Here is a 17,102-nt window from a genome sequence, read left to right as displayed (position 1 = left end):
GGTCCCCGGACCCTGTCAAGATTTGGGCAAGAACTCACTGGCCAGGGCTTACCTCAATCCAGCTGGAGGATCAGGCAAGAAATTCGCGGTAATCGGTATTCGCCGTCGTACAGCCGGCGGGTAGCTTCACGGCACATTGCCTCGGAGCGGTTGGGCTCGGTTTCATATCGCGTTTTCCCGAGGTGAACGGCGGATCATTCCGCAGGCATGAAGTTTCGGGCGGCGCGGGAAATTTCGCGCCGCTCCCACACACGCGCCAAATCATCGATAAGGAAAACACAAGATGCTCAAATCGCTAACAGGGCCTTTGATGGCCGCAGTGCTCACGGCGGGAATGACAGGTCTCCCGGTTGGAGAGGCTTTCGCACAGGCATCTTCGCCGGATCAGATTGTCGGCGTCTGGGAGTCCGAGGACGGCAATCTTAAGCTTGAGATGTTCGACGCCGGCGAAACCTATGCCGCCCGGGTCCTCTACGGAAAGCTTCTGATGGAGGCCGACGGCAAGACCTTCAAGAAGGACACACTCAATCCGGACCCGAACCTCAGAAGCCGCTCCCTGGAGCGAGCCGTTCTCGTGACCAACCTCAAATGGGATGCCGCTGACGGTCGCTGGGAAGGCGGTAATTTCTACAGCGGCGCAACTGGTCAGACCCACTCTGCTCGAGCAACGCTGGTGAGCGGAAAACTGGAACTTCGCGCATATATGGGCACCGCCATACTCGGTCGGACCATGGTGCTTCGCCGCGCACAATGAGTGCAGGATTTAAGACGATCCCCATGGCGGATAGTTCATCGATCGTTGATCGTGAACCGGCCGAGCCAAATGGCGGCTCTCATGGTGCAGCCCTGCGCTGGAGCGCTCGGCTGCTCGTGGCCGCGAGTTGGATCAGCGGTGCCATCTTCGCCACCTACATCCTCGCTTTCTTCGGCGGCGTCGCGTTAGGCGGAGCTGCCGATCGATGGAATGAGTCTCTTCCCGATTTATACGAAGGGAGCGCGCTGCTTTCTACGGCAGCCATCGGCGCGCACTTCATGGCCGGGGGCGTGCTCCTGTTGCTCGGACCTGTTCAGTTGATCGGGAGCGTGCGCGATAATGTGCCCGGCCTCCATCGTTGGCTGGGCCGAATCTACGTCATTTCGGCCGGCTTGGCTGGTCTGGGTGGGCTTGGCTTCATATTGGGAAGAGGCACGATCGGTGGCCCGCTGATGGATACGGGCTTCGGCATCTACGGCGCGTTGATGGTGCTCTGCGCCGCCATGGCCTACGCCCGCGCCCGGGCTGGCAGTTACGACGAGCATCGTGCCTGGGCGATCAGGCTGTTTGCTCTGACGGTCGGCTCCTGGCTGTACCGGATGGAATATGGCGCCTGGTTCCTGGCATCCGGTGGCATTGGAACGGCGAGCGGCTTTACCGGCTGGTTCGACGCGATCATGATGTTCTTCTTCTACGTACCCAATCTCATCGTCGCTGAACTCTTCATTCGGGCGCGCTGGCGGGATCGAGGAGCGGTTGCCAGCTTTGCGGCAGCATCGGTGCTCTTGGCTGCAACCGCCTTCATAATCTTCGCGACCTGGAGCTTCACCGCTCGCAGTTGGGGGCCGAGAATGATCAGCGGCCTCACGGACGCAGCACTGTAGGCCATCCGCCAAGCTGTACTGCCATGCCAGATGATCCTGTTACCGTGCGCACCTGAGCACCATCAGGACATCTGCCGTTACTTGCCCTCCCCGGGCGCGGTGCAAGCTGCACAAACGTAGGATCAGGCATGCCTTTTACTGGTTCCGGCATGGAGGGTTGCCGCGCTTCGGGCAACCTGCCGAACAGGACAAAAAGGCGGGTGCGTAGAAACCATCAACGCTCGAAATCTCCGCCGAGCAGTCGAAAAGGCAAGGATGATTGATGACCAACTGGACGACAAGTAACATTCCACCACAACACGGCCGTTCGGCAGTCGTCACCGGCACCGGAGGGCTGGGTTTCGAGACGGCGCTGGCCCTGGCGCGCGTCGGCACTAACGTTGTGATCGCCGGACGCAATCCCCAGAAGGGTGCTGATGCCGTCGCGGCGATCAGAAATGTCGTCTCTGGCGCGCAGGTTCGGTTCGGCAAGCTGGACCTTGCGAACCTTACTTCGATCGCTGAATTCGCCGCGCAGCTCGCACAGGAGCAAGATGGCCTCGAGCTCTTGATCAACAACGCCGGCGTCATGAGAACGCCGAAGCGTCGCGAGACCAGCGATGGCTTCGAGCTACAATTGGGCACGAACTATCTCGGCCATTTCGCTCTTACCGCGCATCTGCTGCCGCTCATGAAGAGGGGGCAAAAGCCGCGCGTCGTGACTGTGGGCAGCGTGGCGGCGCGGTGGGGAGCGATTAACTTCGACGACCTTCAGGCCGAGGGCGGTTACAAGCCGATGCAGGTTTACAGCCAGTCGAAGCTGGCCTGCATCATGTTTGCCTTTGAACTGAACCGACGGAGCGAGGCGGCCGGATGGGGCGTGCAGAGCCTGGCGGCGCATCCCGGCATCTCGCGCACCGACCTGATACCGAACGGGCCGGGCTGGTCGAGTGTACCGGGGTTCGCGCGGCGCTACTTGTGGTTTCTCTATCAGCCCGCATGGCAGGGCGCCTTGCCCACGCTCTTTGCGGCGACAGAACCGGCGGCGCGGAGCGGCGCTTACTACGGGCCTGACCGGCTTGGCGGGACGCGAGGCCATCCGATCCAGGAGAAACCTCCTCGCCAAGCGCTGGACACAGCCGTCGCGGCTCGCCTCTGGGAGATTTCGCTGGAACTGACCAACGTGGACATACTTGTAGGACGCCCGCAGGCCTTGACCGCGCCAACTTGATGGCCTCGGCCAGTCGGCATCTACTTTCTTTCGATATTCCTCGACAGTCAAATGGATGTAGGAATAGGCATGTTTTTTGCCAATTCAGGCATGGAGGTTTAATGCCGTAGCCGTTCTATTGAGGGAGGTAAAAAGCGGGCGCGTTGAGACAATCCTCACCCGAAGTCTCGCTGAACTTTTGAGAAGGCGTGGACTTCATAATGACCAAATGGACGACAAGCAACATTCCACCGCAACACGGCCGTACAGCGGTCGTCACTGGCACTGGAGGATTGGGCTTCGAGGAAGCGTTGGCCTTGGCGCGAGCCGGTTCAAGTGTCGTGATCGCCGGGCGCAACGCGCGGAAGGGCGCTGAGGCCGTGGCCGCGATCAAGAAAGCTATCCCTGGCGGACAAGTGCGGTTTGGGGAGGTGGATCTTGCCAACCTCGCCTCGATCGCGGCGTTCACCGAGCAACTCGCACAGGAGCAGGACAGCCTCGATCTCCTGATCAACAATGCCGGCGTTATGACGCCACCGACCCGTCGCGAGACCTCCGACGGCTTCGAGCTGCAGTTCGGCACCAACTATCTCGGCCATTTTGCGCTTACGGCGCATCTGATGCCGCTCCTGAAGAAAGGGCAGAACCCACGCGTCGTGACCCTCGGCAGCGTCGCGGCACGCCAAGGAGCGATCAACTTCGACGACTTGCAAGCTGAGCGCGACTACAAGCCGATGCCGGTTTACAGCCAATCGAAGCTCGCCTGCATCATGTTCGCATTCGAATTGAGCCGGCGCAGCAAGGCGGCCGGATGGGGCGTCGAGAGCCTGGCGGCCCACCCCGGTATCTCGCGCACCGATCTGCTCCCGAACGGAGCCGGACAGACGAGCGCGCCCGGAATGGCGCGCCGCTTCCTGCCGTTCCTGTTCCAGCCCGCGTGGCAGGGCGCATTACCCACGCTGTATGCGGCGACCGATCCGGCAGCGCGCGACGGCGCCTACTACGGACCTGACAGGTTGGGCGGGACGCGTGGCTATCCGACCGAAGAAAAGCCTCCCATGCAGGCGCACGATGCCTCAGTGGCGGCGCGCCTCTGGGATGCGTCTCAGGAGCTGACGAGCGTGACGTTCGTGTGAAACGTCCAGGTGGTGGTCACCGTTTTACGTCGGGAGAGCAGTGACACCTTGACCTTAACCCGGCGACGATCAACCGGATGCTCCCGGTCATGCTGATCGCAAACGAGTGCATCGTCGCTGACCCTTCGCAACACTGACATCGCCCAACCATCCAAAATTCCATTACTCGGAAGGATTCCTGAAATGACAGACACGCGCGGAGGGAATGGGCCTGGCAAAGCCAAAGCTTCGGGGTTGTCGCGCCGTTCATTTGTTCGATACGGCGCGGCCGGCCTTGCTGTTGCGGCTGTGGGCGGCGGCGTCGCCGTATGGGCGAACAGGCCACCCGTTTCCCCGCGTCAGCAGGGACTGCCGAGGATCCCCGATTGGACGGCGGCCGACATCCCCTCGCTGCGAGGGCGCTCGGCGCTGGTCACCGGTGGCAATGGCTATCCCGTGGGCGATCGAAGCGGCCTGGGCTTTCATGACGCCCTTGAACTCGCTCGCGCCGGGGCGGACGTAACCATCGCGTCCCGGAAGCAAGAACGGGGCGAGGAAGCGGTCAGACACATCAGGAGCATCGTTCCCGGCGCTTCGATCCGCTTCGAGACGCTCGATCTTTCAGACCTCGCTTCGGTCGCCGGATTTGCGGAGCGTATGCGCGCGTCCCGAGGAAGTCTGGATATTCTCGTCAACAATGCCGGCGTCATGGGGCGGAAAAGCCGCGAAGTGAGCGCCAACGGATTCGAGCGGGTTTTTGCCACGAACACGCTTGGTCATTTTGTGTTGACCGCCCTACTGTTGCCGCTGCTTCGCGAAGGCCAATCCCCGCGCGTCGTCTGGGTTTCCAGCAGCCGCTCGTTCATGGGTGCTATCAACTTTGCCGACCTGCAACTGGTTCAGGACTACGACTATGGGGCGGCCTATGACAACTCCAAGCTCGCCCTCCTCATGGTTGCCTTCGAGATGCAGAGGCGCAGTGCGGTGGAAGGCTGGGGTATCTCGGCTATAGCCGCCCATCCGGGCATCGCCCGCACGAACCTCGTCCCGGACGGCCCAGGCCCCGACAGCCTGGAGGGGCGCAATCATCGATACATGCCGTTCATGTTCCAGACGGCAGCCCAGGGCGCCTTGCCGACCCTGTATGCGGCAACGTCGCCGCAAGCGGCGGCTGGCGGATATTACGGCCCCAACGGGGTGATGGGGCTGGGCGGCTTACCCGGCTGGGCCGGGATTCCTGAAAAAGCCGACGACCAGCAAGTTGCGGCGAGGCTGTGGACCACACTTGAGCAACTTGGCGACGTGACATTCGGGCGAATGGGCTGATGCACAAAGTTCTCGCTCGATGCGCGATCCACTGTGCGCGTTGATGCTTGCGCACAACCTCGACGAACTGCTGATCGCGCTTGGCGGCCCAGACGGCAGCGAAATGGCCGACAGCCCAAAGGCCCAGGCCGACGAGCCAGAGGCGGAGACCCAGCCCGAGCGCGGCGGCGAGCGTGCCGTTGAGAATGGCGATCGACCGCGGAGCGCCGCCGAGCAAGATGTGCTCGGTCAGCGCCTGATGGACCGGGACAGAGAAACCCGGCAGCTCGCCGCCATGATGATCGGCGCCGTCGGCCATCAGAGCGCTCCGCCGCCGAACGAGAAGAACGACAGGAAGAAGCTCGACGCGGCGAAGGCGATCGATAGGCCGAACACGATCTGGATCAGGCGGCGCGCGCCGCCGGATGTGTCGCCGAAGGCGAGCGTCAGGCCGGTGATAATGATGATCATCACGGCGATGATCTTGGCCACCGGCCCTTCGATCGATTCGAGGATGGATTGCAGCGGTGCTTCCCACGGCATCGACGAGCCGGAGGCGTGGGCGGCGGGCGCGAGCGTCAACGTGATGAAGGTGACGGACACCGCCGTGGCGATGTGGCGGCGGATGCGCAAAGCATGCTGGATCATGACGGGTCTCCTGTGAGGGGCTGGGTTGCGGGGGTGACGCGGTAGTCGCCGTCGGGGCCGAGGCCCTCGATGCGGGCGAGTTCGGCGAGGCGGCGCTGTGAGCCGCGACCGGACAGGACGGCGACCAGATCGATCGTTTCGGCGATGAGCGCGCGCGGAACGGTGACGACGGCTTCCTGGATCAGTTGCTCCATCCGGCGCAGGGCGCCGATGGCGGTGCCGGCGTGGATGGTGCCGACGCCGCCGGGGTGGCCGGTGCGCCAGGCCTTCAAGAGATCGAGGGCCTCGGCGCCGCGCACCTCGCCGATCGGGATGCGGTCGGGGCGAAGGCGGAGCGAGGAGCGGACAAGGTCGGAGAGCGAGGCGACGCCGTCCTTGGTCCGCATGGCGACGAGGTTGGGCGCGGCGCATTGGAGCTCGCGGGTGTCCTCGATCAGAACGACGCGGTCCGAAGTCTTCGAGACCTCGGCCAGAAGCGCCGCTCGGCGACAGCGCGGCGCAGCGCCTCGGCCTGGCTCGCCGCCATGATTCCGGCGGCCACGTAATCTTCCAGCGTGAAGACCGCGACAGCGGGCTTGCGGATCGCGAAGGTTGGCGCCTGAACGACGGGCGGCAGCAGGCCCTCGAACCGCTCCCCCGTCTCGGGCAGTTCGGCCGACACGCGCGGCGCGCCGGGATGAACCTCGGCGCCGACATGGTGGGCGACCAGGCGGATGATCCGCTCGCCGTCAGACGGCGACAGCAGCTCTCCCGTGTTGGACAGTCCCTCGGAAAGCCGGTCGACCCAGAGCCGCCCATCGGGGTTGAGCATCACCTCGACGATCGCGGGGTCTTCCAGAAACCGGGTGATCGCCGGCCCGAGGGCGGTGCGCAACATGCGCGCGCCGCGAAGGATTGCCTCCGATTTCTGGTGAGTCGCCGCCACGTCGTCCCCGTTCTCTTGCGGGTCCGCGACATGCGGCCCTGGATCGGGGACGAGTAGAAGAGGCAGAAATCAGGGGATTACAACAACCGAAAAGTGGTCGTCGTACTGTGGCGTATAAAGACAGGGAAACGGCGGAATGAAGCTGCACATGCATCGAGCTTAGTGATGCGAAGTTGATCGCGACGCCACCGCCGGCTGGCTTAACCAGTGTGGTCGACAGGGGAGTATAAACAGCACCGACCTTGATCAGCTGGCACCTTTCATCACGTCGATAAAGGCACGGAGGGAAGCGGGCACATGACGATGGCTTGAATAGTAAAGCCGCAGTCCCCCAACCGGGGGCGACCAGTCTTCCAAGAGTGCGATCAATCGCCCGGCTTCCAGCCATGGTCGCGCCGCCGTCTCGGGCACATAAGCAATACCAAGCCCGTCGGCTGCCGCCTCGATCATGAGCATCGTATGATTGAGCGTCATAGCGCCTGAAACATCGATTGCAATCTCCTGCCCATGCCTCTCAAACTCCCACCGGTATAGCTTGCCGATCGGGAGACGCTGTCGAATGCATTGGTGCTGTCGCAGATCTTCTGGTGTGAGCGGCTGGCCGGCTTTCGCCAGGTAGGTGGGCGCGGCAACAGCCAGAAAGCGAAAATCCTCGCTCAGCGGAACCGCTATCATGTCCTGTGGCACCGCTTCGGCAAGCCGGAGGCCAGCATCGAACCCTTGCTCCACGATGTCGATTAGGCGCCCGTCAGTGACCAGGTCGAGCGAGACTTGCGGATAACGCCTTAAAAAGACAGGCACGACCAGCCTCAGTAGCTGGCGCATGGCTTCCTCGCCGCCATTGATGCGCAGCGTGCTGCTCGGATGCCCCCCATCCTCGGCAACTGCGTCGAGGGCCTGATCAAGATCCTGGAGCACCGGCGTCAGCCGTCGAAGAAGATGCTCTCCCGCTTCCGTTGGCGCGACGCTGCGGGTCGTCCGATGAAGGAGCCAGGCCCCAAGGTTGCGCTCAAGCGCTGCGATCGCGTGGCTGAGCGAAGAGCGCGAGACGCCCAGCATGTCGGCCGCTTTTCGGAAGCTCCGGTGCTCTGCGACCGCCACAAGGGCGGCCAGATCCGTCAGTGTCGGCCTCGCCATTGGTCATCCTTGCTCACCAGCTCATGCAGATTAGAGCGCATTATCGCAACAAAGTGGAGTGGCTACATTGTCCTCAATCAATCGAGGATCATGCCATGACGAAAACTTGGTTTATCACGGGGGCTTCCTCCGGACTTGGGCGCATCATGACGGAGAAGCTGCTCGGCCGCGGCGACCGCGTCATTGGAACCGTACGGCGCACAGACGCGCTGTCACACCTCGCGAGCGCCCATGCCGATCAGTTCCACGTAGTCTTGTTGGACCTGATCGATACCGGGGCGGTCCGCGCAGCTATTGACCAGGCGTTCGAACGTGTCGGTCGGATCGACGTGGTGGTCAGCAACGCTGGCTATGGCTTATTCGGCGCGGGGGAGGAACTCAGCGACGAGCAGATTGATCGTCAGCTCGCGACGAACCTCACCGGTTCGATCCAACTTATTCGTGCCAGCCTACCGCACCTGCGATCTCAGGGCGGCGGACGTGTCGTCCAGGTTTCCTCCGAGGGCGGGCAGATCACATATCCGGGCTTCAGCCTTTATCATGCCAGCAAGTGGGGTATCGAAGGGTTCGTCGAGACCGTTGCCCAGGAGGTTGCACCATTCGGGATCGATTTCATCATTGCCGAGCCAGGCCCCACCGATACGAATTTCGGCGCAGCTCTCGATCGGGCGGAGCCCTTCGGGATTTACGAGGAAACGCCCGCAGGCGAGGTTCGCCGGCTCGTCGCTGGCGGTGAGTTCGTGATCCACGGCGATGCCGGCAACACCGTTGACGCAATAATCGAGGCGGCCGACTCGGATCATCCGCCATTGCGGCTCGCGCTGGGCAGCACTGCCTTTGAAAATATCCGCGCCGCGCTCACGAAGCGACTAGAAGCGCTCGAAGCCCAGCGCGATGTCGCCTTTTCCGCCGATCGAAAGGAAGATTGACATGATCAAGCGCAGAGGAATGCTTGTTGCCGGCGCGGCCGCGATGGTCCTTTCCATCGCCACCCCTGTGGCGGCCCAAACCCCGAACAAGGTCATCGGGACTTGGCAGATGACCGCCGCGACAGTCGAGGTGAATGGGACGACGTCGCTTCCCTATGGCCCCGAGCCACAGGGAAAACTGGTGTTTACTAGCGATATGCATTTCGCGGAGTTCCTGCACGATCCGCGCATTCCCCGCTTCAAGTCGAACGAGCGGGGAGGCGGGTCAAACGAGGAGAATAGGGCGGTCAGCGCCGCCTGCGACATCCCATGTAGCGCAGACTAAAGTGATCTTCTGAGTTGAGCATTACTCGACGATTGGAACCCGTCTGTAATCGCGGACGTAGTCGAGAAAAGCCCGCACGGCCGCGCTCGTATGCCGCCGGCTCGGATAATACAGATACCAGCTCGGCAGCTTTTGCTTCCAGTCTCTGAGCAATTCGATAAGCCTGCCTTGTTCGACATCATCACGGACATAGTCCTCGAACAGGTGGGCGATTCCCGATCCCGCAAGTGTGGCTTGGAGCTCTTGATGCGCTGAGCTCAGCGTCAATCGACCTTTCGGGGTGATTTCCACTTCGTCGCCGTCCCTCTCAAATTTCCACGTCGCCATGGTTCCGCCGGGGAAACGACGACGAATACAGTCGTGCTGTAAGAGATCGCGCGGTGTCTCGGGCCGACCGCGCTTGCGAAGATAATCAGGCGAGGCCACGATCGCATATTGCAAGGCGGGGCCCAGGGGCATGGCGATCATGTCTTGAGCGAGCTGGTTCCCGAAGCGCACGCCAGCGTCGAAACCTTGCTCCACGATATCGATGATCGCGGCATCACTGACGATCTCGACGTTGATGTCGGGATAGATTTTCATGAATTCAAAGGCCAGAGGGCAGAGAACGTGGTCGGCGGCCGGACCCGGTGCATTGATCCGCACGGTGCCGGATGGGCGCTCGCGAAGCTGATTGAGATCGTCGATCGCTGTTCTGATGTCGTGCAGGGCGGGCCCTAGTCGCTGGAGAAGCTGCTCGCCCGCTTCAGTCGGCGCGACGCTCCGTGTCGTTCGGTTCAGCAGTCGGATGCCCAGCGCTTCCTCGAGCACGCTGATCGATTGACTGATGGCCGACGACGAAACGCCCCGTCCAAGCGCGGCGGCTCTAAAGCCACCGCAGCGGACGACCTCCTCAAATATCTCTAGGCGGTCCAGGCGTAGTGGTCGCATTGCAAAGTCCTACTTAATAAGCTGATCCATTTTGATTAGCTTATCCGCGCGCCGGCTCTGTGTCATCCTTAGAAAACAGTCGCAAGGCGGCGCCACGGATAGTCGCGCCCCCCACCGCCGATGCTGAAATCAAACGGAACCTGCGATCAGGTATTTGGATGGGATCAAAACTATGGGTGAAATCAGACTGAATCGTCGGAAGATCATGCTGACAGCCGCATCGGCCGTCACGGGGCTGATCCTGCCGACCGGCATGGCCTTTGCGCAAACCGCTTCCGCCACGGCCCAGGCTGGAAATGCCGGCCATTACCGCTTTCGCGTCGGCAACATCACAGCGACCGTGTTGAGCGACGGGCTGATCGGCGGTCCCCCGCGGGTCTACGCCAGCGATGCGCCGGAGGTAGAACTGCAGGAGGTTCTGAGGCACGCCTTCCTGCCGACCGACCGACTGACGCTCAATCTCAACACGCTTCTTATCGAAACGAATGGCAGACGGATCCTCCTCGAAGCCGGAGCCGGGCAGACCATGGGTCCTCAAGGCGGTCGCGTTTTCGAGAACCTGGCCGCCATCGGCTTGCTGCCCGAGGACATCGACGTTGTGGTTGTCTCGCACACGCACCCGGACCATGTCGGCAACCTTCGGACCGCCGACGGCGGTAAGGCATTTCCGCGGGCGACCGTCTTTGCGCCTCGTGCCGATTGGGACTTCTTCGTCCGCAACGATCCGGACCTTTCCTATATGCCAGTGCCCGAGGAATTCCGCCGCAATTTCGCTGCGGCCATCAAGCGGAGTGTTGAGCCCGTCGCGAACGGGATCGAGTTGTATGAGGCCGGCACGGAGATCGTCCCCGGTCTGACCACGCTTCCGGCGCTCGGCCACACCCCCGGCATGGCAAACTTCCTCGTTCAATCCGGGAACGATCAATTGCTGTTGACGGCGGATCTCGCCTACCATCCGATCGTCAATGTCGACCGGCCATGGCTGCCCGGGCCAGACCGCGACAAGGATACCGCTCTCGCCTCCCGACGCCGCATCTTCGACATGGCGGCGACAGACCGGCTCCTCGTACTCGGCTTCCACTATCCGTTCCCGGGCCTTGGTCGGATGCTCAAGACGGACGCAGGCTATTCCTGGGTGCCGGCCAACTGGCAGTTCTAATCCGGTGTGTGATGGAGGCTCCGCAATGACGACATCGAGGCGCACGCTCCTTTCGAGTTTTCTTGCCATGCCGCTCGTGCCGCTGACTGGCGCGATCGCTTTCGGGCAGCAGGCGCCGTCGCTGCCGCTGACGCGCGCCTGCGCCGACGAAGATGAACCCACGCTTGCCCGTGAGGCCGGTCCGTTCTTCAAGCCGAACTCACCATCGAAGCGGGATCTTTATCTTGAGGCGCCGCGCGGCGAGCGCATCACCATCGCCGGCTACGTCCTGGATGATCGCTGCCGCCCTGTGCCGCGTAGCCTCGTTGAAATCTGGCAAGCCGACGAAAACGGCGAGTATGATCGTCAAGGCTTCCGCTTGCGGGGACATCAGTTCGCCGACCAGCAGGGACGCTGGTGGTTCAACACCGTCGTGCCGGCGCTGTATCCGGGGCGCACGCGACACTTCCATTTCAGGGTTCAACGTCCGGGCGGAGATCTTCTCACGACGCAGCTCTTCTTTCCAGGCGAGCCAAGCAATGCGCGCGATCGAATATTTGATGAAACGCTGCTCGTGACGATCAGCCCTGCGGGTGACGGTCAGTTCGCACGCTTCGACTTCGTGGTCTGAGCCTGGGTATTTCAGCCTACCAGATCGCACTCGTCACCGGCTCCTGACAGCGGCGGCTTCGAGAACTGCCGATCCGCATCGAGCATCTTTTCCAGGAGGTTCGATCGCCCAGCCAGAGGCACGCCGAGGTACGCGTATGGGGCAAGCTTTTAATAGAGGAGACTATCGAATGAGCGAACAGCAGGATTCTGGTTTCAGCCGACGTGCCTTTATCGGTGCTCTAGGCACGGGAGCCACCATAGCGGCTACAACGCCTTTCTTTTCTGCTGAAGCCCAAGCCCAAGCAGGAGGGCCAGCGACGGCCTCCATGACACATGCACGAACGCGAACGATTCCGAGAACGGAGCAGACGCTCACCACACTCGGTCTCGGCACGTTCCTAACCTTTGACACCCGCCCGGGCGACGATCGCAGGAATCTCGGCGAGGTCTTTCGGCGCTATGTCGCGGGCGGTGGCCGAGTCATCGACACGTCGCCCCTCTACGGATCGGCGGAAGTCTCCGTTGGCGCGTTCCTTGCGGGCACGCCGGAGGCATCCGAGATTTTCGTCGCCAACAAAATCTGGTCGACCGGCAAATATCTCGGCGATGAAAGCCATGCAGTGGCAAGCTTCGAGCAGTCGAGGCTGCGCATCTGGCGCGACACCATCGACCTCATGCAGTGCCATAGCATCGTCAACGCGCCGGTCGTCATCCCGTTGATGCAGGCCTGGAAGAAGGAAGGTCGCATTCGCCATGTCGGCGTGACCCACCATGAAGCAGGCGCGCAAGATCAGCTCGCCGAACTCGTCGAGCGTGGCGGTGTCGATTTCATCCAGACGAACTACTCAATATTCGACCGCAGCGCCGAGCGGCGCCTGCTTCCGGCGGCGGCAGCCCGCGGGATTGGAGTCCTCATCAACCTTCCGCTCGAAAAGGCGCGCCTAATGAAGGTGGTGGAAGGTCGCTCGCTGCCGGACTTCGCCCGGGAATTCGAAGCGGCGACCTGGGCGCAGTTCTTCCTCAAATGGGTCATGGCGCATCCGGCAGTCACAACGGTGCTGTGTGGCACCTCGAATCCGGAGCATGCCGAGGACAATGTCCAGGCCATGTACGGGCCCTTGCCGGACGAGGCGATGCGCCGGCGCATGGTGCAGCATATGGAGACGATCCCGGGCTTCGCCGATATCGGACGGATGCCATGGTATCCTGGCAAAGACGCCCAATATCAGGGACTGATCCGAGCGGCACAGGCGACAGCTCGTGCTCGTATAGGCCATTGAGCTTTCGAATTCGCGAAGCAGTTGCTCTCGCGAGCTTTCCTTACAATGCGATCTTCGCGGACGGTATCCGTCGCGCAGGAGCTCAGGGGTGCCCAACCGGTCGCTGCTCGACTAGGGAGCGAGCATCCACGGCTTTGGAATAGCGGCGCGGCGACAACCCCATGACACGGGTAAAAGCGGTGTTGAATGCGTTCTCTGATTCGTAGCCAACAGCGCGCGCGATATGCGCCAGCGTCTCACTTCCGCTAGCAAGCCGCTCGGCGGCCAGCATCATCCGCCAGCGTGTGAGATAAGCGACCGGCGTCTCTCCCGTTTTCTCGCGGAAACGTCGCGCAAAGACGGTTCGTGACATGCCGACATGCACGGCAAGTTCTTCGAGCGTCCAGCCGCGGCTCGGATCGGCGTGAATCGCGCCGATGGCGGAGCCGACGTTCGGGTCGGCCAAGCCGGCGAATAATCCGATTTCCGTGCCGGACTGCTGCGTCAGATAAAGGCGGAGCGTCTGCGTCAGCATTATATGTGCAAGATGCTGCGCTACGAGAGACGCGCCCGGCTGCGCTTCCCGCAGTTCCTGCATCATCAACTCGATCGACCAACGGAGCGTCGCCTGGTCCGCGGCAGCCTTCAGGTGCACGACGGGCGGCAGCGTTCGGAGCAGCACGTCGGCATGCCGACCGCTAACTTCGAACCGGCTTCCGGTCAGCAGCACGTCTCCGCCGCCGTTGTAGATGACAGTCTCTCCGTCTCGGTCCGGCGCAAGGGCTTCGCTTGCGAGCGTCGGCGCCAGCGCTGGGTCGCTGGAAATCCGCACCGGGCGTCCGCTCGGAAGCACGAAACAGTCGCCGGTGACGATCTGGACCGGCTCTCCCGCGTCCTCAAGCGCCAGCCAGCAACTGCCGCGCATCACCGCGTAGCATTTGATGCGGCCGGCAAGATCGTCCAGCCGCAGCGACCAGTCGCCGCCGGCGTCGAACCCGGCGGTGATGTAGCTGCGCGGCTTCAGGAGCGAGAGAATTTCGGAAAGTGGATCCATGGAACGGTACGATCGCGAAGAAAAATGATATCACCAGCTAGAGAACGTACCGCGGATCCGGGCTATTTGCATCTCCGAACCGACCGGTCATCGGCCGATAAGGAGAAAAAAGATGAAAGCAGCAGTCGTCACAGATTTCGGAAAGGCGCCAGCCTATGGCGATTTCCGGGACCCCGTCGCGGGGGAAGGAGAAACGATCGTGCGGGTTCACGCTGCGCCTTTGAGCCCAATCGTCAAGGCCCTGGCTTCAGGCAGGCATTACACAAGCGGCGCCCAAGCGGGTTTCGTACCAGGCGTGGACGGTGTTGGCACCGACCCGGAGGGCCGACGAGTATATTTCCTGTTCCCCAAAGCCCCCTTCGGCTCGATGGGCGAACTGGCGCTGGTATCGGATGAAATGATCGTTGCCATACCCGATAAAATATCGGACGTGCGCGCTGCCGCGGTTGCGACCGGTGGCTTGGCGTCCTGGGTCGCCCTGACGCGGAGGGCGCCGCTTCAGCCGGGCGCCACCGTTCTCGTCAATGGCGCGACGGGTGCTGCTGGGGGGATGGCCGTGCAGATCGCGCGGCACTTCGGCGGGCACAGGGTTATCGCAGTTGGTCGCAACAAGACGACGCTGGACCGGCTCGATGTCGAGTCGCGCATCGCTCTCGACGGCGGCGCCGACGAGGCCTTGCGCGCGGAATTCGACCGCGGGGTCGATCTCGTGCTTGATTTCCTATGGGGCGAGCCCGCCGCAAGGGTCATTGGCGCCGCAACGAAGAACCGGGGGGCACGAAACGGCGAGCCGCGTGTGCGCTACGTGCAACTCGGCACAGTGGCGGGCGATGAGATTTCGCTCCGTGGCGATGCTTTGCGCAGTTCGGGGATCGAATTGATGGGCAGCGGCATCGGCAGCGTCGCCATCCGGGAATTGTTGGCCGGCGCGCGCGAGCTTCTGATGGAGACGAACAAGGCCGGATTCGACGCGCCGGTCACTACGCTGCCGCTAACCGCCGTAGGCGAAGCTTGGGCGGGCTCATCTGATGTTCGCTATGTGCTCTGCCCAGCGCTGGCATCAAAGTAGCTTGCATCAATGATGTCGGCCAAAAGTCCGGGGCCTGTGGGGTTCCAGTTGAGGCGGGCTCGTGTCCAATCGCTTGAGGCTGGCTGGCCAATGGAGGCGAAGCCGAAGAACCAGCCGAAATGCTCCTGGGCTTCCTCCACGGATAGCGACACGCACGGAATACCGAGACCTCCGGCAATCGCTTCCGCGATCTCCCGGAACGGAATGCCCTGTTCGGCCACGGCATGATATGTCTCGGCGCTCGCGCCGCCTTCGACAGCAAGCCGAAAGGCGCGGGCGGCATCGTCCACATGCACCGCCGGCCAGGCGTTGTGTCCATCTCCGATATAGGCCGATCGGCCCGTCCGTCGTGCGATATCGATCAGCATTGGGACAAAGCCATGATCACCCTTGCCATGCACGGATGGAGGCAGGCGCATGATGCTCGTCGGGATGCCGCGATCGGAAAGCGCCTTGGCCGCCGCCTCAGACGCCCGGGGATAAGTGCCCGACGGCGGGAAGGCCGGATCGGCCTCGACGGTGAGAGGCCCCGCTGCATCCAGGAAGGCGACGCCCGCCGTGACGATAAATGGCTTTTGCGTGCTCTCGATAGCTGCCCCGAGCGTCTCGATCGCCGTTCGGTCGATCGCGCACGCTTCGGCGAAACGCGAGAAGTCGTGCACGAAGCCTGTATGAATAATCCCATCTGACGTCCGGGCACCCTGCCGAAGCGTTTCAGGCATTTCGAGATCACCGCGGAGGACCTCCGCGCCCATCTTTGCGAGTGCATCCGCACTGCGGTCGGAACGGGCAAGCCCCAGAACCTGGTACCCCTGCGCGAGGAGTTCCCTCACTACGGCAGAGCCGACAAATCCTGTTGCGCCGGTAATAAACATTTTCATGGCCAAATTCCTTCTTGTTCATGAGAAGAATATCGGGCAAAGTTATCCTGTTAAATACGTGACGTTATAGTGGTATAATGACTGACAGGCTGGATGCCATCGATAACGGAAATCGCCTCGGTGCGTTCTTGAAGGACCGCCGACAGCGGCTCGATCCCGTAGCGCTTGGTTTTGGAGGTCGCCGCCGGACGCCGGGCCTGCGGCGCGAGGAAGTTGCTCTACGGGCTCATATCAGTACGACATGGTATACTTGGCTGGAACAAGGGCGCGGTGGCGCGCCATCGCCGCGTGTGCTGGATAGCCTCGCCGACGCGCTCATGATGACCGAAGCGGAGCGGGAACATTTGTTCCTTGTCAGCATTGGCCGTCCACCGAAAGCCCCTGCCTTTGCGCGTGATGGCATATCTTGGCGACTACAGCGGTTCCTCGACGCCATGCCTTTGATCCCCGCAACGGTCGCGACCTCGACTTGGGACATCGTTGGCTGGAATCGCGCGGCGAAACTCGCTCTTACAGACTACGAAGTGCTACCGCCGGGCGAGCGGAACATCTTGCGGCGGATGTTTCTCGACCCGGCAGCGCGTGCCGCGCAGAGCGACTGGGAGTCCGTGGCCCGGTTTCTAGTCGCAACTTTTCGGGCGGAAACCGCTCGCGCTGGCGAGGACAGCCGTGCTGCAGAAATCGTGGCCGAGATATCTGAGAAGAGCAGCGATTTCGCGCGCATGTGGACAGAAAATGACGTGCAGACGACCGGCGAAGGGGCGAAGACGATCCGCCACGCGATTGTTGGCGAGATAACCTTCGAGTTCTCGTCTTTTGCGATCGATGGCCGACCGGACCTCAAGTTGATGATCTATAATCCGGCAGGCGAAGCCGATCTGGAAAAGATGGGCAAGCTCTGCGGCTGAGGTCGAGTTGCTTGCGGCTGGAGTGTATCGGAAGGCCGGC

Annotated in this window: 17 protein-coding genes and 2 pseudogenes; 12 read left to right on the top strand and 7 right to left on the bottom strand. The window is 62.2% G+C overall.

All coding sequences use genetic code 11. From position 1 onward, the window contains the following. The first annotated feature begins 283 nt into the window (after positions 1-283). The 5 genes from GGQ64_RS25495 to GGQ64_RS25475 all read left to right on the top strand — a co-directional run bounded on the left by GGQ64_RS25495 (position 284) and on the right by GGQ64_RS25475 (position 5,268). Entirely contained in the window at positions 284-754 is a 471-nt protein-coding gene (locus tag GGQ64_RS25495; protein WP_183808124.1) for a DUF2147 domain-containing protein, read from the top strand. A 23-nt stretch (positions 755-777) separates the two neighbouring features. Beyond that, a complete protein-coding gene (locus GGQ64_RS25490) occupies positions 778-1,638 on the top strand; it encodes a DUF2306 domain-containing protein (protein ID WP_183808123.1) in 861 nt (286 codons plus the stop codon). Positions 1,639-1,900: 262 nt separating this feature from the next. Next, positions 1,901-2,848 (top strand): SDR family oxidoreductase, encoded by a 948-nt coding sequence (locus tag GGQ64_RS25485; RefSeq protein WP_183808122.1) that lies wholly within the window; start codon positions 1,901-1,903, stop codon positions 2,846-2,848. Between the two features lie 200 nt (positions 2,849-3,048). Further along, positions 3,049-3,963, top strand: a complete 915-nt coding sequence (locus GGQ64_RS25480) for an SDR family oxidoreductase (protein ID WP_183808121.1) — start codon at positions 3,049-3,051, stop codon at positions 3,961-3,963. Between the two features lie 183 nt (positions 3,964-4,146). Next, positions 4,147-5,268 carry an SDR family oxidoreductase gene (locus GGQ64_RS25475; RefSeq protein ID WP_183808120.1) on the top strand — a complete coding sequence of 374 codons (1,122 nt, stop codon included), beginning with the start codon at positions 4,147-4,149 and terminating at the stop codon, positions 5,266-5,268. A gap of 37 nt (positions 5,269-5,305) precedes the next feature. Here the strand turns inward: GGQ64_RS25475 and GGQ64_RS25470 are convergent. The 4 genes and pseudogenes from GGQ64_RS25470 to GGQ64_RS25455 form a co-directional block, all read right to left on the bottom strand. Further along, a pseudogene (locus tag GGQ64_RS25470) lies at positions 5,306-5,566 on the bottom strand (VirB3 family type IV secretion system protein); the annotation flags it as partial. Then, a complete protein-coding gene (locus GGQ64_RS25465; RefSeq protein ID WP_183808119.1) occupies positions 5,566-5,895 on the bottom strand; it encodes a TrbC/VirB2 family type IV secretion system protein in 330 nt (109 codons plus the stop codon). The pseudogene GGQ64_RS25470 and the gene GGQ64_RS25465, both read right to left, overlap by 1 nt. Then, a pseudogene (gene trbB / locus GGQ64_RS25460) lies at positions 5,892-6,772 on the bottom strand (P-type conjugative transfer ATPase TrbB). Before trbB ends, GGQ64_RS25465 begins: the two are co-directional and overlap by 4 nt. Positions 6,773-7,066: 294 nt before the next feature. After that, entirely contained in the window at positions 7,067-7,957 is an 891-nt protein-coding gene (locus GGQ64_RS25455) for a LysR family transcriptional regulator (RefSeq protein WP_183808118.1), read from the bottom strand. A 95-nt stretch (positions 7,958-8,052) separates the two neighbouring features. Here GGQ64_RS25455 and GGQ64_RS25450 point away from each other — a divergent pair, with 95 nt between their 5' ends. Together GGQ64_RS25450 and GGQ64_RS25445 are read left to right on the top strand one after the other, a co-directional pair. Next, entirely contained in the window at positions 8,053-8,886 is an 834-nt protein-coding gene (locus GGQ64_RS25450) for an SDR family oxidoreductase (RefSeq protein ID WP_183808117.1), read from the top strand. 1 nt (position 8,887) lies between these two features. Beyond that, on the top strand, positions 8,888-9,211 hold the full coding sequence (locus GGQ64_RS25445; protein WP_183808116.1) for a lipocalin-like domain-containing protein: 324 nt from the start codon (positions 8,888-8,890) through the stop codon (positions 9,209-9,211). A gap of 21 nt (positions 9,212-9,232) precedes the next feature. Here the strand turns inward: GGQ64_RS25445 and GGQ64_RS25440 are convergent, their stop codons facing one another. After that, on the bottom strand, positions 9,233-10,141 hold the full coding sequence (locus GGQ64_RS25440; protein ID WP_183808115.1) for a LysR family transcriptional regulator: 909 nt from the start codon (positions 10,139-10,141) through the stop codon (positions 9,233-9,235). A gap of 205 nt (positions 10,142-10,346) precedes the next feature. On the opposite strand from GGQ64_RS25440, the gene GGQ64_RS25435 reads away from it, so the two are divergent. From GGQ64_RS25435 to GGQ64_RS25425, 3 genes are all read left to right on the top strand, one after another. Beyond that, positions 10,347-11,300, top strand: coding sequence for an MBL fold metallo-hydrolase (locus tag GGQ64_RS25435; RefSeq protein ID WP_183808114.1), 954 nt, complete (start codon positions 10,347-10,349; stop codon positions 11,298-11,300). Positions 11,301-11,325: 25 nt separating this feature from the next. Further along, the gene (locus tag GGQ64_RS25430; RefSeq protein ID WP_183808113.1) at positions 11,326-11,910 is read left to right on the top strand and encodes a dioxygenase family protein; all 585 of its coding nucleotides are present in this window, start codon (positions 11,326-11,328) and stop codon (positions 11,908-11,910) included. 169 nt (positions 11,911-12,079) lie between these two features. Continuing rightward, positions 12,080-13,171, top strand: coding sequence for an aldo/keto reductase (locus tag GGQ64_RS25425; RefSeq protein ID WP_183808112.1), 1,092 nt, complete (start codon positions 12,080-12,082; stop codon positions 13,169-13,171). Between the two features lie 82 nt (positions 13,172-13,253). Here the strand turns inward: GGQ64_RS25425 and GGQ64_RS25420 are convergent, their stop codons facing one another. After that, a complete protein-coding gene (locus GGQ64_RS25420) occupies positions 13,254-14,204 on the bottom strand; it encodes an AraC family transcriptional regulator (RefSeq protein ID WP_183808111.1) in 951 nt (316 codons plus the stop codon). Between the two features lie 112 nt (positions 14,205-14,316). Here GGQ64_RS25420 and GGQ64_RS25415 point away from each other — a divergent pair, with 112 nt between their 5' ends. Continuing rightward, positions 14,317-15,273, top strand: a complete 957-nt coding sequence (locus GGQ64_RS25415; protein WP_183808110.1) for a quinone oxidoreductase family protein — start codon at positions 14,317-14,319, stop codon at positions 15,271-15,273. On the opposite strand, the gene GGQ64_RS25410 is transcribed toward GGQ64_RS25415, so the two are convergent. Then, positions 15,240-16,154, bottom strand: a complete 915-nt coding sequence (locus tag GGQ64_RS25410) for an SDR family oxidoreductase (protein WP_183808109.1) — start codon at positions 16,152-16,154, stop codon at positions 15,240-15,242. The genes GGQ64_RS25415 and GGQ64_RS25410 overlap by 34 nt on opposite strands. Before the next feature lie 77 nt (positions 16,155-16,231). On the opposite strand from GGQ64_RS25410, the gene GGQ64_RS25405 reads away from it, so the two are divergent. Further along, complete coding sequence (locus tag GGQ64_RS25405; protein WP_183808108.1) at positions 16,232-17,062, top strand: helix-turn-helix transcriptional regulator; 831 nt, start codon at positions 16,232-16,234, stop codon at positions 17,060-17,062. The last annotated feature ends 40 nt before the right edge of the window (positions 17,063-17,102 follow it).

The organism is Mycoplana azooxidifex (genome assembly GCF_014196765.1).
Lineage (GTDB): Bacteria > Pseudomonadota > Alphaproteobacteria > Rhizobiales > Rhizobiaceae > Mycoplana > Mycoplana azooxidifex.
This window is presented reverse-complemented; position numbering and strand designations above follow the sequence as displayed.

Bases quoted from the DNA above. Each gene is read 5' to 3' on its own strand.
- GGQ64_RS25405 (WP_183808108.1), top strand. From the start codon at position 16,232: ATGACTGACAGGCTGGATGCCATCGATAACGGAAATCGCCTCGGTGCG.
- GGQ64_RS25490 (WP_183808123.1), top strand. From the start codon at position 778: ATGGCGGATAGTTCATCGATCGTTGATCGTGAACCGGCCGAGCCAAAT.
- GGQ64_RS25420 (WP_183808111.1), bottom strand. From the start codon at position 14,204: ATGGATCCACTTTCCGAAATTCTCTCGCTCCTGAAGCCGCGCAGCTAC.
- GGQ64_RS25410 (WP_183808109.1), bottom strand. From the start codon at position 16,154: ATGAAAATGTTTATTACCGGCGCAACAGGATTTGTCGGCTCTGCCGTA.
- GGQ64_RS25450 (WP_183808117.1), top strand. From the start codon at position 8,053: ATGACGAAAACTTGGTTTATCACGGGGGCTTCCTCCGGACTTGGGCGC.
- GGQ64_RS25415 (WP_183808110.1), top strand. From the start codon at position 14,317: ATGAAAGCAGCAGTCGTCACAGATTTCGGAAAGGCGCCAGCCTATGGC.
- GGQ64_RS25495 (WP_183808124.1), top strand. From the start codon at position 284: ATGCTCAAATCGCTAACAGGGCCTTTGATGGCCGCAGTGCTCACGGCG.
- GGQ64_RS25440 (WP_183808115.1), bottom strand. From the start codon at position 10,141: ATGCGACCACTACGCCTGGACCGCCTAGAGATATTTGAGGAGGTCGTC.
- GGQ64_RS25445 (WP_183808116.1), top strand. From the start codon at position 8,888: ATGATCAAGCGCAGAGGAATGCTTGTTGCCGGCGCGGCCGCGATGGTC.
- GGQ64_RS25465 (WP_183808119.1), bottom strand. From the start codon at position 5,895: ATGATCCAGCATGCTTTGCGCATCCGCCGCCACATCGCCACGGCGGTG.
- GGQ64_RS25480 (WP_183808121.1), top strand. From the start codon at position 3,049: ATGACCAAATGGACGACAAGCAACATTCCACCGCAACACGGCCGTACA.
- GGQ64_RS25485 (WP_183808122.1), top strand. From the start codon at position 1,901: ATGACCAACTGGACGACAAGTAACATTCCACCACAACACGGCCGTTCG.
- GGQ64_RS25475 (WP_183808120.1), top strand. From the start codon at position 4,147: ATGACAGACACGCGCGGAGGGAATGGGCCTGGCAAAGCCAAAGCTTCG.
- GGQ64_RS25425 (WP_183808112.1), top strand. From the start codon at position 12,080: ATGAGCGAACAGCAGGATTCTGGTTTCAGCCGACGTGCCTTTATCGGT.
- GGQ64_RS25455 (WP_183808118.1), bottom strand. From the start codon at position 7,957: ATGGCGAGGCCGACACTGACGGATCTGGCCGCCCTTGTGGCGGTCGCA.
- GGQ64_RS25435 (WP_183808114.1), top strand. From the start codon at position 10,347: ATGCTGACAGCCGCATCGGCCGTCACGGGGCTGATCCTGCCGACCGGC.
- GGQ64_RS25430 (WP_183808113.1), top strand. From the start codon at position 11,326: ATGACGACATCGAGGCGCACGCTCCTTTCGAGTTTTCTTGCCATGCCG.